14 protein-coding genes and 1 pseudogene are annotated in these 13,278 nt (G+C 60.8%); 14 read left to right on the top strand and 1 reads right to left on the bottom strand.

All coding sequences use genetic code 11. The annotated features are described in order from the left end of the window. The first annotated feature begins 8 nt into the window (after positions 1-8). The 13 genes from narI to FHT87_RS04890 all read left to right on the top strand — a co-directional run bounded on the left by narI (position 9) and on the right by FHT87_RS04890 (position 11,777). A complete protein-coding gene (gene narI / locus FHT87_RS04950; protein ID WP_183799972.1) occupies positions 9-740 on the top strand; it encodes a respiratory nitrate reductase subunit gamma in 732 nt (243 codons plus the stop codon). A 5-nt stretch (positions 741-745) separates the two neighbouring features. Beyond that, positions 746-1,633, top strand: coding sequence for a peptidylprolyl isomerase (locus tag FHT87_RS04945; RefSeq protein WP_183799969.1), 888 nt, complete (start codon positions 746-748; stop codon positions 1,631-1,633). Between the two features lie 9 nt (positions 1,634-1,642). After that, positions 1,643-1,927: a hypothetical protein gene (locus FHT87_RS04940; RefSeq protein WP_183799966.1), complete on the top strand. Its 285-nt coding sequence runs from the start codon at positions 1,643-1,645 to the stop codon at positions 1,925-1,927. 43 nt (positions 1,928-1,970) lie between these two features. Then, on the top strand, positions 1,971-2,540 hold the full coding sequence (locus tag FHT87_RS04935; protein ID WP_183799963.1) for a DUF2478 domain-containing protein: 570 nt from the start codon (positions 1,971-1,973) through the stop codon (positions 2,538-2,540). A gap of 6 nt (positions 2,541-2,546) precedes the next feature. Then, a complete protein-coding gene (locus FHT87_RS04930; RefSeq protein ID WP_210277783.1) occupies positions 2,547-3,023 on the top strand; it encodes a DUF4149 domain-containing protein in 477 nt (158 codons plus the stop codon). Between the two features lie 144 nt (positions 3,024-3,167). Then, entirely contained in the window at positions 3,168-3,557 is a 390-nt protein-coding gene (locus tag FHT87_RS04925) for a helix-turn-helix transcriptional regulator (RefSeq protein WP_348649350.1), read from the top strand. Then, a complete protein-coding gene (hyfB, locus tag FHT87_RS04920; protein WP_183799960.1) occupies positions 3,554-5,575 on the top strand; it encodes a hydrogenase 4 subunit B in 2,022 nt (673 codons plus the stop codon). The genes FHT87_RS04925 and hyfB overlap by 4 nt, the downstream gene beginning before the upstream one ends. Further along, on the top strand, positions 5,566-6,522 hold the full coding sequence (locus tag FHT87_RS04915) for an NADH-quinone oxidoreductase subunit H (protein ID WP_183799957.1): 957 nt from the start codon (positions 5,566-5,568) through the stop codon (positions 6,520-6,522). Before hyfB ends, FHT87_RS04915 begins: the two co-directional genes overlap by 10 nt. Continuing rightward, positions 6,522-7,187, top strand: a complete 666-nt coding sequence (locus FHT87_RS04910) for a hydrogenase-4 component E (RefSeq protein ID WP_183799952.1) — start codon at positions 6,522-6,524, stop codon at positions 7,185-7,187. Before FHT87_RS04915 ends, FHT87_RS04910 begins: the two co-directional genes overlap by 1 nt. Next, complete coding sequence (locus FHT87_RS04905) at positions 7,184-8,647, top strand: hydrogenase 4 subunit F (RefSeq protein WP_183799949.1); 1,464 nt, start codon at positions 7,184-7,186, stop codon at positions 8,645-8,647. Before FHT87_RS04910 ends, FHT87_RS04905 begins: the two co-directional genes overlap by 4 nt. A gap of 10 nt (positions 8,648-8,657) precedes the next feature. Beyond that, complete coding sequence (locus FHT87_RS04900) at positions 8,658-10,175, top strand: NADH-quinone oxidoreductase subunit C (protein WP_183799945.1); 1,518 nt, start codon at positions 8,658-8,660, stop codon at positions 10,173-10,175. Positions 10,176-10,187: 12 nt separating this feature from the next. Beyond that, positions 10,188-10,721: an NADH-quinone oxidoreductase subunit NuoB gene (gene nuoB, locus FHT87_RS04895; RefSeq protein ID WP_183799942.1), complete on the top strand. Its 534-nt coding sequence runs from the start codon at positions 10,188-10,190 to the stop codon at positions 10,719-10,721. 12 nt (positions 10,722-10,733) lie between these two features. Further along, on the top strand, positions 10,734-11,777 hold the full coding sequence (locus FHT87_RS04890; protein ID WP_183725932.1) for a DUF4365 domain-containing protein: 1,044 nt from the start codon (positions 10,734-10,736) through the stop codon (positions 11,775-11,777). A gap of 99 nt (positions 11,778-11,876) precedes the next feature. On the opposite strand, the pseudogene FHT87_RS31100 reads toward FHT87_RS04890, so the two are convergent. Further along, positions 11,877-12,015, bottom strand: a pseudogene (locus FHT87_RS31100) (ABC transporter ATP-binding protein); the annotation flags it as partial. Positions 12,016-12,175: 160 nt separating this feature from the next. On the opposite strand from FHT87_RS31100, the gene FHT87_RS04885 reads away from it, so the two are divergent. Beyond that, on the top strand, positions 12,176-13,258 hold the full coding sequence (locus tag FHT87_RS04885; protein ID WP_183799940.1) for a substrate-binding domain-containing protein: 1,083 nt from the start codon (positions 12,176-12,178) through the stop codon (positions 13,256-13,258). Positions 13,259-13,278 lie beyond the last annotated feature (20 nt).

Below are 13,278 nucleotides of genomic sequence, written 5' to 3'. Positions count from 1 at the left end.
GAATGATGATGTCCGAGACGATCAATTCCGTATTCTTCGGCTGGTATCCCTATTTCTGCCTCACCGTTTTCCTGCTCGGCAGCCTGATCCGCTTCGATCGCGAGCAATATACCTGGAAGACCGGCTCCTCGCAGTTGCTTCGCCGCAGCCAGTTGCGCTGGGGGTCGAACCTCTTTCACATCGGCATATTGGTGATCTTCATCGGCCATGCCGGCGGCCTGCTGACGCCGATCGTCATTTTCGATGCGCTCGGCATTCCGCACAGCTTCAAGCAGGGGCTTGCAATCGTCATCGGCGGTCTGGCCGGCATCGCCTGCTTCATCGGCATATCGCTTCTTGCGCATCGCCGTTTCTTCGATCCGCGCATCCGCGCCACCTCGAGCTTCGGCGACATGGCGATCCTGCTCATTCTCTGGCTGCAGCTCACGCTCGGCCTCTCGACCATCTTCGTGTCCCTCAACCACATGGACGGCCATGAGATGGTGAAGTTCATGAATTGGGCACAGGGCATCCTGACCCTGCAGCCGGCTGCGGCGGCCTATGTCGCGGACGTGCATCCGATCTTCAAGATGCATCTGCTGCTCGGCATGACGATCTTCCTGCTGTTTCCCTTCACCCGGCTGGTCCATATCTGGAGCGCGCCGGTCTGGTATCTCGGCCGTCCCGGTTATCAGGTCGTGCGCAGCCGGTTCACGCGTGAACGGCATCCAGCCCGTTCCTACAGGCATCCGGCGGAGTAACGGCCATGGTTTCCATCGTCATCGACCGTACTACGCATACCCAAGAGGGCCACAATCACCGGCACGAGCATGCGTCCATCCAATCCGCAGCGCCCGTGATCATGCCGCCGGTGAGCGTCAATGGCGTTGCGATTTCCCGCAAGGCGATCGCTGCCGAGACACAGAATTTTCCGGCCGCCAATCCGGGTGCGGCCTGGCATGCCGCAACACGGGCGCTCGTCATTCGCCAGCTGTTGCTGGAGGAAGCACGACGTCTCGCTATTGCCGCCGAACCGCAGGCTGATGCGGATGGACGGCTGGAAACCGACGAAGATGCGTTGCTGCGCGCGCTCCTGGAATGCGAGGTAAAAATCCCGAGGGCGGATGAGGAGATGCTGCGTCGCTTCTACGAGAACAACCGCAAGCGTTTCGTCACGCCGCCGCTTTTCGAAGCGGACCATATCCTGATTGCAGCAAGAAGGGGGGATGCCGCCGCCTTCGCCGAGGCTCAAGCCCGGGCGGCTTCTCTTGCTGCCGTCCTGGTGCGGGAGCCAGAGCGTTTTGAAGGCCTCGCCAGGGATTGTTCGGATTGCCCCTCGCGCGAGGTCGGCGGCAGCCTTGGCCAGATCAGCCCCGGAGACACGACACCGGAATTCGAGGCTGCGCTGGTTGGCCTCACCCCCGGAGAAATATCGGCCCCGGTTGAAACCCGCTACGGCGTTCACCTCATCCGGCTGGTGCGGAAAATTGACGGTTCGCTCCTGCCGTTCGAGGCGGTCAAAGGCCGCATCGGCGAATATCTTGAGGAGCATGTCCGCCGGCAGGCGACAGCCCAGTATATTTCGCTGTTGATCGGTCGCGCCGATATCAGCGGTATCGCCCTCGATGGTGCCGCAACCCCTCTGGTGCAGTAAGGAGATGTCATGTTCGGAGCTCTCATTGCCTCACTCGACAATCCGGAGGTCATGACCGCGCTGATCGGCATGCTCGGCATGGAAGGCCTGGACGAGCGGCTCGAAAAGGCGGCCGCCGCCGAAGCCATGAACCCGCCCGACTATCTTGCGACGGTCGTCCGATCATTCCTGGAGATGGCGTCGGATGACGATTTCGTCCAACTGGTCGGCGTCATGAATCGCGCTGAAGATCCGGGGCTTGCTGCCGTTCGCTCCATCCTGCGCAAGACCGTCCTGGAGCAGGGGACGCTGTGACGATGCCTGCCCCTCCGCCTGTCTTCTGTTTGAGGAGATATCCATGCAAACCGTTCAGCCACTCTTCCCGATCACAGCGATCGTCTATCCCAAGGGCTCGGACTTCGAGGCTTTTCTACAGGAGGTCACCGATGTGATGGCCGCTCGAGGCCTGCGCCTGGCCGGCCTTGTCCAGCACAGCCAGCTACGGCCCGGCCGGGCGAAATGCGACATCTATCTGCGGGATCTTTCGGCCGGTGACATCAGCGCGATCTCCGATGATCGTGGTCCTCATGCTCGCGGATGCGTGCTGAATACCGACCGGCTGCTGAATGCCTGCGAGGTCGTGGAAGCTGGCCTGTCTGACGGGACCGATCTGCTTGTCCTCTGCAAGTTCGGAAAAACCGAAGTGGAGGGCGGGGGCTTCAGGTCGCTGATGACCAGGGCACTGGAACTTTCAATTCCGGTTCTGATCGGAATTCCGGAAATCAACCTGATACCGTTTCGGCAATTCGCGGCCGGATTTGCCAGAGAGATCAAGCTATCGGATTTTGCGTCCGATCGGGTGGCGGCTGCAGAGCGTCTGTGCCCGGCATCCTGGCCATCGGACGAAGCGATGGCGGTCGGCGCGTGAGGGTAAATGATGGACGACATCGTGATCGCTCGCGCATTGCACGTCCTTGCCGTCATTCATTGGATCGGCGGATTGAGTTTCGTGACGCTGGTCGTATTGCCGATCGCGAGATCGCAACGGATCAATGAAGAAGCGCATTTGCTGTTCGATGTCACCGAGCGCCATTTTTCGGCGCAGGTGCGCATCTCGATTCCGCTCGCAGGCATAACCGGTCTCTGGATGACCTACAGAATGGAGCTCTGGGATCGTTTCGCCGACCTGCATTTCTGGTGGCTGTCGGCGATGTTCGGCCTGTGGCTCATCTTCATGATCATGCTGTTCGTGATCGAACCGCGTCTCCATGCAAAGTTCCAGGAGACTGCGCGCCGAGATTCGCAAACGGCCTTCCGCCGCGTAAGCCGGCTGCACGAAGTGCTTCTGCTGCTTGCAGCCATCACGGCATTCGGCGCCGTCGCCGGATCGCACGGGCTCGATTTCTTCTAGCGCTGCGTCGATATCGGTAGACGTGACGGCGGTAGGCGCGCCGCCGCCGCAGCGCGTTCGCCCGTTTTTCGTCTCAAGCCGGCTAGCTCAGCCGGGAGTAACAAATAACCGGCAATCTGAAAACGAGGCTGATGCATCAGAATATTGATTTTGGACATCAATAGGCACATCATAAGTATCAATTATCAGAGTCTGTGCAAGATAAGCGATGTTTCAATCGTGATCACTGCAGCTCAGATGCGGGCCGCCCGGGCTCTTCTTGGTATCGACCAGCGCCAACTGGCCGAACTGGCGGGAATTTCTGTTCCGACAATTCAGCGCATGGAGGCGAGCCTCGATGTGGTGCGGGGCAATGTCGACTCCCTGATGCGTCTGCTGGCTGCGTTGGAAAGCGCCGGTGTCGAGGTGATCAACGAGGGGGCTGTCAGCGCGAATGGTGGGCGGGGCGTAAGGCTCAGGGCGAAACTCAAGTCATCCGAGAGCGGAGCGGGGGAGCCGTCAAAGCCCTTTCCAGCAGCGAGGGATGACCCATGACATCGGTTTCCGTCCTGTTGTCATGTGTGGCCGCGCTGCTTGGGACGGCAGTACTTGCCGTGCCGATCGGTCGTTCGGCCGCGTCCACGCCTGTCGTCTATGTCGCAAGCCTGGTTTTCTGCGCTGTCGCTTTCGTTTTTGCGCTCGCCTATCTCGCGTCGGCTCTCTCCGTGGCCGAGGCGCCGACAATAGTCCTCCCTTTAGGTCTGCCATGGCTTGGGAGCCATTTCCGGATCGATGCGCTTGCAGCCTTCTTCCTGATGGTCGTCAATCTCGGCGGTGTGCTTTCGGCTCTCTACGCCCTTGGATACGGCCGGCATGAGCATGCACCCCGTCGCGTGCTGCCGTTCTTTCCAGCCTTCCTTGCCGGCATGAACCTGGTGGTTCTGGCTGATGATGCCTTCACCTTCCTCATTTCCTGGGAGTTCATGTCGCTTGCTTCCTGGGCGCTGGTGATGGCCCATCATCGCGATGCCGATAATCGGAAGGCCGGCTACGTCTATATCGTCATGGCAAGCTTCGGCACGCTTGCCCTGCTGCTCGCTTTCGGCCTGCTTGCAGGATCTGCCGGCGATTATGGTTTCGCGGCCATGCGGGGATCCGCCCATACGCCGTTCGTGGTCGGACTCGCGCTTATCCTGCTGCTGTTCGGCGCCGGTTCCAAGGCTGGTCTCGCGCCGTTGCATGCCTGGTTGCCGTTGGCCCATCCCGCAGCCCCAAGCCATGTCTCTGCCTTGATGAGCGGCGTCATGACCAAGGTCGCGGTCTATGGTTTCATCCGGGTGGTCTTCGATCTGCTCGGCATGCCGACCTGGTGGTCGGGTATCGTCGTGCTGATCATCGGCAGCGGGAGCGCTGTGCTCGGCATCCTGCAGGCGCTGATGGAGAGCGATATGAAACGGCTGCTCGCCTACAGCACCATCGAAAATATCGGGGTGATCTTCGTCAGCCTCGGGCTGGCGCTTGCTTTCAAGGCGAACGGTATGGAACTGGCGGCGGCCTTGGCGCTGACTGCCGCACTGTTTCATGTCCTCAATCATTCCTTCTTCAAGAGCCTGCTCTTTTTCGGCGCCGGCGCAGTACTGACGGCGACGGGCGAACGGAACGTGGACAAGCTCGGTGGCCTCATCCATCGCATGCCGGTCACCAGCGTCGTCTTCCTCGTCGGCTGCGTCGCGATCTCGGCCCTGCCGCCATTCAACGGCTTCGTTTCCGAGTGGCTGGCGTTCCAGGCCATCCTGCAAAGCCCCGCCGTACCACAATGGGGCTTGAAGATTCTGGTGCCGGCGGTAGGCGGCATACTTGCCTTATCGGCAGCGCTCGCGGCTGCCTGTTTCGTCAAGACATTCGGCGTGACCTTTCTCGGCCGTCCTCGTACCAGCGCGGCCGAGCAGGCGGTGGAGGTCGATCGCTTTTCGCTTACGGCGATGTCTGTACTGGCCGCGTTGTGTCTTCTGGCAGGCATCCTGCCGGGGATCGTCATCGACGGGCTTGCACCTGTGACATTGTCGCTGATCGGAGACCGGATGCCCGTACAGACCGATATTCCGTGGTTATCGATCGTGCCGATCGTGGAAAGCCGCAGCTCCTATAACGGTCTTCTGGTATTCCTGTTCACCCTGTTCTCGGCGTCGCTGACGGCCTATCTCATCCACCGCTTCGCGTCGCGAGGCTTGCGCCGGGCACCCGCGTGGGACTGCGGCTTTCCGGAGATCAGCCCGGCAACGCAATATACCGCGAGCAGCTTCGCCCAGCCCGTACGGCGTGTTTTCGGAACGCTGGTTTTTCGCGCCCGCGAGAAGGTAGATATGCCGGCGCCCGGGGATCTCCGCCCGGCGCGTTTTGTCGTCGAGACCCATGATCTCATCTGGGAGGGGCTTTACCTTCCGATCATCGGTGCCGTTGGCTTTGCTGCCGAAAAGCTCAACCATCTGCAATTCCTGACGATCCGTCGCTATCTGAGCCTGGTTTTCCTGGCGCTTGTTTTCCTGTTGCTGATGCTGGCGCTATGGTCGTGATCTCCGCTCTTCTCATTCAGACCTTTCAGATGGCGCTCGTCGTGGCGCTTGCGCCGCTGCTGACCGGTTTCATCCGTCTGATCAAGGCGCGGTTGCTGCGCCGGCGCGGGCCATCCGTCATCCAGCCGTACCGCGACATCCTGCGGCTCCTACGCAAGGATGTGGTGTTGGCCGAGAACGCATCATGGCTGTTTAGGGTAACGCCCTATCTGATTTTCGCCGTCACATGGGTCGCGGCCGCCATCATCCCGACTTTCGCGACCGGCCTCATCTTCAGTTGGACGGCGGATCTGATCGCCATCATCGCGCTGCTTGGCAGTGCGCGTTTCTTTCTCGCGCTTGCCGGGATGGACGTCGGCACCAGCTTCGGCGGTATCGGATCGAGCCGGGAAGCGATGATCGCAACGCTCGCAGAGCCATCGATGCTGCTGATCATCTTCACGCTCGCCCTGATCGCGGGCTCGACCCAGCTTTCGACCATAGCCGCCTTCATGACCTCCCCGCAGGTGGGCCTGCGCGTCTCACTGGCGATCGCCCTGATCGCCCTCGTGATGGTCGCGATTGCCGAAAACGCCCGTATCCCGGTCGATAACCCCGCTACCCATTTGGAGTTGACCATGGTGCACGAAGCCATGGTGCTTGAATATTCCGGACGGCACCTCGCGATGATCGAGCTGGCTGCGTGCCTGAAACTCCTGCTCTACATGACCCTGATCGCCTGCATGTTCGTGCCTTGGCAACTCGCCGTGGTGGGAGAGGGGCCGATTGCCTATCTGGTGGGCATAGTTGCCTATCTCGCAAAGCTTGCGGTCGGCGGTGCTCTCCTTGCCCTGTTCGAGACCGCGACCGCCAAGATGCGGGTCTTCCGGGTGCCCGAATTCCTGGGCGCAGCACTCATGCTCGGTCTGCTCGCGACCCTGCTGCGGTTTGTCTCAAGGAGCCTGTGATGAACGGCCCGGTCTTCGACATCGCCCATATGCTCGCCGGCGGTCTGGTCCTGGTCAGCATGATGATGCTCTATCAGGATCGTCTCTATGCACTGCTCAATGTCTTTGCGCTGCACTCGTTGATATTGACCCTGTCGGTGGCCTGGCAGGCTTTCGTCCAGGATGCCCCGCATCTCTATGTCACGGCGGCGATCGCCCTCGTCTTCAAGGCCATCGTCATCCCTGTGGTGCTCCATCGCATGATCCGCCAGCTCGGCATCCACCGCGAGATCGAGACCGTCGTCGGCATCGGCCCCACCATGCTCGCCGGCATCGGCCTGGTCGCCTTGGCGACGGTGGTGATGCTTCGGGTGACGCCGGAGGCCGATCCTCTGGCACGGGAGGACCTCGCCTTTGCATTGTCGGTCCTGCTGCTGGGGCTCTTGATCATGGTCACCCGCCGCAACGCGGTGAGCCAGGTCGTGGGCTTCATGTCGCTCGAGAATGGCCTGGTGCTTGCCGCGACCGGCGCCAAGGGCATGCCGCTGGTCGTCGAGATCAGTGTCGCCTTCTCGATCCTGATCGCCTTTATCGTGATCGGCGTTTTTCTGTTTCGCATCCGTGAGCGCTTCGACACGGTCGATGTCCGCGCGCTTGACGATTTCAAGGGGAGGCGGCGGAAATGAACGCGTTGTCCTCCGTCCCGGCCTTCGACACGCTGACTGCTGTCCTCGTGATACCGATCGCTGCAGCCGTGCTTCTGGCGCTTTTGCCCGGCTATCGAATGACGGCGCGGCTGAACGTGCTCGCAAGCCTTCTGACCCTGCTTGCTGCTCTCTCCCTGTTCGTGACCGCGCGGCCGGCGCCGGGACAATATCTGCTTGTCGACGATCTCAATATCGTCTTCATCGTCCTCAACAGCTTCGTGGGCTTTACCACCAGCATATTCAGTGCCAGCTACATCGCGCATGAATTGGAGATCGGTCGGCTGACGCCTGCCAACCTTCGTTTCTATCATGCCATGTATCAGATCATGATGTTCGGCATGAACCTCGCATTCGTGTCGAACAATATCGGGCTGATGTGGGTTGCCGTCGAGCTTGCGACGCTCACCACCGTATTGATGGTTGGCATCTACCGTACGCATGAAGCGCTGGAAGCAGCCTGGAAATATTTCATTCTGGGAAGCGTCGGCATCGCCTTTGCGCTCTTTGGCACCATCCTCATCTACCTTGCGGCGCAGCCGGTCGTGGGTGAAGGCTATGATGCCATGGTCTGGACGATTTTGATCGATCACGCCTCCGCCTTCGATCCGGCGCTTCTCAATGTCGCTTTCGTCTTTCTGCTGCTTGGCTATGGCACCAAGGTCGGTCTCGCGCCGCTGCATGCCTGGCTGCCGGACGCACATGCCGAGGGGCCGACGCCGATCTCGGCGGTTCTGTCCGGCTTGCTCCTGAATGTCGCGCTCTATGCGGTCTTGCGCTTCAAGATGCTGCTGTCGGCCAATCCCGCAGCCCTTGCGCCTGGTCCGCTGATGATGACGATGGGGCTCGCCTCGCTGATTTTCGCGGCCTTCATGCTCTACCGCCGCCGCGATATCAAACGCCTGTTCGCCTATTCTTCGATCGAGCACATGGGCATCATCGTCTTTGCCTTCGGCCTCGGCGGCCCGATCGCCAATTTCGCCGGTCTCTTGCATATGGTTATGCATTCGCTGACCAAATCGGCAATCTTCTTCGCCGTCGGCCATATTGCTCAAGTTAAGGGAACGCAAAGGCTCTCTGCGATCCGCGGCCTGACGGAAACACATCCGCGGCTCGGCTGGGGCCTACTGACCGGTGTCATCGCCATCGCCGGCCTGCCTCCGGCGGGAATCTTCATGAGCGAGTTCCTGATCGTCAGTTCGGCTTTTGCCAGGCAGCCGCTGCTTGCCATTCCGCTCGTCTTCGGACTGCTGGTCGCTTTCGGCGCATTGCTGTTGCGTCTGACGGGTGCGGTGTTCGGGAAGCCGCGGGGCAGCATGGCTCCTGTCCAGGCATCCTATCTGCCGATGTATGCTCATCTCGTGCTGGTGCTTATCGCTGGCGTTTATCTGCCGTCAGAGCTGGTGGCCTGGTTCCAGCATATCGCCAACCTTCTTCGATGATGCGGGGGAGATGTCGATGCTCAGTGATATCCTCGAGAAAGGCCGTTCCGTTCCGCACCATGTTCCGTGGCCGCGTGCTGTCGCCGATACGGATCTGTGGACATCGGCGACGCGGGCGCTGTCCGAAGGACGTCTGATCCTGCTCGGTCTCTGGGGGGAAGAAAGCTCGGTTCATATGGCCTTGCTCGATGAAGCGGTCGGCGCGATCGGCGTTCTCAGCCTGGAAGGGCTGGAGGCCACCGGCTATCCTTCCGTCGCGCAATTGCATCGGCCGGCGTTGCGGCTGGAGCGGGCAATCCGTGACCTGACCGGCCTCGAACCGCAGGGTCTGCCGGACAGCCGGCCATGGCTCGATCACGGCCGTTGGGATCGGCGCTACCCGCTTGGAGAGCGCGAGGTCGCGTTGCCGGAGGTCAGTCCTTACGCCTTTTTGCGTGCCGAAGGTGAGGGCCTGCACCAGATTCCGGTCGGCCCGGTGCATGCCGGCATCATCGAGCCGGGACATTTCCGATTTACGGCCAACGGCGAGACGGTCGTCCGCCTCGAGGAACGGCTCGGCTATGTCCATAAGGGGACAGAGGCGTTGATGGCAGGCGCGGATCTGATCCGCGGAGCGCAACTCGCAGGGAGAGTGTCAGGCGACAGCACGGTCGCCTACGCCTATGCCTTTTCGCAGGCTGTCGAGGCCGCATTAGGGTTCGTTGTTCCACCCCGGGCGAGCTGGCTGCGCGCGCTGATGGCGGAATTGGAACGGCTCGCCAACCACCTTGGCGATATCGGCGCCATCTGCAACGACGCAGCGTTTCCATTGATGCTGGCGCATTGCGGGATGCTGCGCGAGCGTGTGTTGCGCGCAGCCGATGCCGCCTTCGGTCATCGCCTCATGCGCGACCGCATCGTGCCCGGCGGTATCACCAGCGATCTGAATGGCGACGGAGCGGCCGGCTTGCGAGATCTGCTTGCAGAAATCCGCCGTCGATTTCCGGGCTTGGTCGAACTCTACGACAACACCACCTCGCTGCAGGACAGGACGGTCGGCACAGGCAGGCTGCGCGCCGAACTGGCGCGCGAGTACGGTGCGGGTGGCTATGTCGGGCGAGCCTCCGGACGCGGGTTCGACGCCCGGCAGGCCACGCGCTACCCGCCTTATGATAGTCTGGTTTTCGATGTTCCGGTGCTGAACGACGGTGATGTCAACGCTCGAGTCTGGATCCGTATTCGCGAGGTCGAACGAAGCCTGTCGCTCATCGAGCAGATCCTCAACCGCCTTCCGGTGGGACCGATCCTCGACGCGATCCCTTCCGTCGGGGAACGTCGGGAAGGTATGGCGCTCATCGAGGGCTTTCGTGGAGATATATTGGTCTGGCTGCGGCTTGCGCCCGAGGGCAGGGTCGAACGCTGCCATCTGCGCGATCCATCCTGGTTTCAGTGGCCGCTGCTGGAGGCGGCGATCGAAGGCAATATCGTTGCCGACTTCCCGCTCTGCAACAAGTCGTTCAATTGTTCCTACTCCGGTCATGATCTCTAAAGGCAGGGTGGCATGCGAAAACTCCTCTTCGAAAGTCTCATCCGGCGGCCGCTGACGGAGCCAAGACCGCCGGTTTCCGATGCCGCGATGGCAGAGCTCGCCGAAGCCGTTGAAAGGAGCGCGCGCCGCAGGCTTGGACGCAGCCTGTCGATCCGCGCCGTCGATGCCGGGTCCTGCAACGGCTGCGAGCTGGAAATGCATGCCCTGAGCAATGTTTTCTACGATATCGAGCGCTTCGGTCTTCGTTTCGTCGCCTCGCCGCGGCATGCCGACGTGCTGCTGGTTACCGGCCCGGTGACCAGGAACATGGCGCAGGCGCTCGAACGGACCTACATTGCCACGCCCGATCCCAAATGGGTCGTTGCCCTCGGCGACTGCGGCCGTGATGGAGGGTGTTTCGCGGGCAGCTATGCCGTGCTCGGCGGAGTTTCGAAGGTGGTGCCCGTCGATCTGCATATTCCAGGATGTCCCCCTTCGCCGATGGATATCCTCAAGGGTCTGCTTGGGCTGCTTGACGGTGTGAACGGGGAGGGCCGCGTTTCGTGACGGGCAGTTTCGATGGTTCGACTTCTGCAGGCTGTAGTCATTGCAATCATTACATTAATCGCGGCGACGCCAAGGCTGCTCGCGGCCATCTGGCACCAGATCGTGCCACCGATACCACCGTCGCGCCGACAGCATAATACTGCGTTGGACGGCCGTCGGGCTGACCCCGCGACCCGCATGGCAATTGATGCTGTCGAGAAGGTGTTTGTCCGGTATTTCAAGTGGTCTTTTCGCCGGCTGCCGGATTCGAAGGTCGGCATCGATGCCCGCGCCGAAATTCTTGATAGGGGCCGGCCAACCGGAAAGTTCCTGCCACTTCAAATCAGATCTGTACCATCGTGGGCGGAAGACGGTGGCGAGTACATCCATCATGGCGAGCACAGTCACCTCGATTACTGGACGAAGCACTTGTTGCCCGTCTGTATCGTTATCGTCGACGCCAGCACCGGGATGATACGATGGCAAAGAGCCGGCGAGGGAAACTGCACGGAAACGGAGTTGGGATGGACGATGGTTGTTCCGGCCGCCAACGTACTGGACGCCAACGCCAAGCTCTGTTTCGAGGAGGTCATTGCCTCCGATCAGGAGTCGCTGATGCGTTCTGCCTTTGCCCTCGATCGAGAACTTATGGAGGAAGTTCAGGATCAGACGACGTTCTTCGTGTGGGACGAGTGGGGCGATACGCCGGCGATCTTTTCCAATCTGCAGATCTATATCGGCGAAGGAGAGAGGGATGAGCCGGATATTCGGATTGACTATCACCTTCGGGCAGACAATCTGCATGATGTTATGACCAAGCTCTTCCCTTGGGCGACCTACTCCTATGCAGAGCCGGTCAGGGAGTACTCGGAAGAGGTTGCCGTGCACGTCCTCGAGGTCGAACTTCGCCCTGAAGCAGAGGCCTATCTCGAGGCTGAAGACTTCCTGGTCGCGGGCTACCCCAATGAAGAGGAGCCGCGCCCCCCGGGGATCGGAGGTTATATTACGGCGCAGGAAGAAGAGGCATTCTGGCGGAGCCGAGGTGTTTCTCACGGTCGCCGTGACCAGGACGAATGACGATACGGGACAAGCGATCCGCGTTTTGCCGATTGTGGTAAGACACACGCGTAGGTTCGCATTTTCCAGTCTTATGGCACGCCGCATTCGCTCAAGTCGTTAAGACGTCGGAGCGAAATCGGCGGTCAGTACGGCGTCCTTCAGAGCCGGGGAGCAGGGGTGCTGAGGATTGTAGAGGACCTTGCGCCTCGTCCAGTTCGACGATCTCGCCTTTGCGCATGATGATGATCCGGTCGGAGCCTCCAAGGCGAACAAATTCGTCAACATGATCAACTTCCCCGTTTACTTGGATCGGAATTGCGCAGAATATTAGCAAATGGGAGGATAAGCCTTCGGCCCCACTCTCGATAATTGCGCTCGAACGGCTTTCCTCCCTTGGTTTCAAGGGAGGACCAATCATGAGGCGGATATTGATCTACGCGGCATCGGCCGCAATACTGTCGCTTGGTGTCTCGCATGCATTTGCACAGTCGGGCAGCGTCGAGAAAGCGGTTGGCGGCTACAATTTCGAGGAAGCCGCAAAAGAGGCCCCCGGCACGAAGGATTTCCATTCGGCTGACGGTCATTTGACCTTCGCGATCGTGACGCACACGGCAGGCAACGGCTTCTTTGACCCTGTCTATGTCGGCGCGATCGCCGCCGGCAATATGATCGGCGCCAAAATATTGCTGCTCGGTTCGGAATCGCCCGTGGACGACCCCGCCCGCGAGCTCGAGATCCTGAACCAGATCATTCAGGACCCGACGATCGACGGTATCATCATGACGACGCCGCAGGTCGGCGCCTATAACGACATCGTCAAGGCTGCCGAGGCGGCGGGCATCCCGATCGCCACGACCAACTCGTTCGACGACACCATTCTGCACCGGAGCGCGATCAGCCACACCGGCCAGGATGCGTCGGCGGCGGCAATCGGCGGAGAGGCGCTCGCCAATTGCGTGCTTGCCAGTGGTGCTGCCGGCGGTTCGATCGTGCTGCCGTCCTCGACCGCGATGGGCAACATCGAGGTGAACAACCGTGTCACCGCCGCCTTCAATGCCATCGTCAAGACGTTGAAGGATGCCGGCAAGCTCGATGCCTTCAAGGTTGACGCCGGTCCGGAGAATGTCGGCATCGACACGAACCCGAACGACCCCGTCAACGCACTTGTTTCGCTCTTCGAGTCCCGCGGTGACGTGGTCGGCGCCTTCACAGCCAACAACGTCTTTACGCCGCCGCTCGTCAAGGCGGTTGCCCAGATGGGGAAGACCGGCAAATTGTGCGCTTTTGGTTTCGATCTCGGCCCGGCACAGCAGGAAGGCATCGCGGCGGGGAACCTGACCGGCTCGCTCGGCCAGCAGCCCTTCCTGCAGGGCTTCTGGCCCGTCATGCAGCTCTATCTGCAGATCGATCGCGGTATCTCGGCTGCCAATCTCGACACGCGCGCCCAGCTGGTGACGAAGGATAACGTCGCCAAGGTCGGCAAGCGCTTCGAGAACTGATTTCGTTTGGGACGCCTGAA

Origin of the sequence: Rhizobium sp. BK316 (assembly GCF_014193695.1) — a bacterium.
In the GTDB taxonomy this organism is placed as follows: Bacteria; Pseudomonadota; Alphaproteobacteria; order Rhizobiales; family Rhizobiaceae; genus Rhizobium.
The sequence above is the reverse complement of the archived record's forward strand: the minus strand, read 5'-3'. Positions and strand labels throughout refer to the sequence as shown.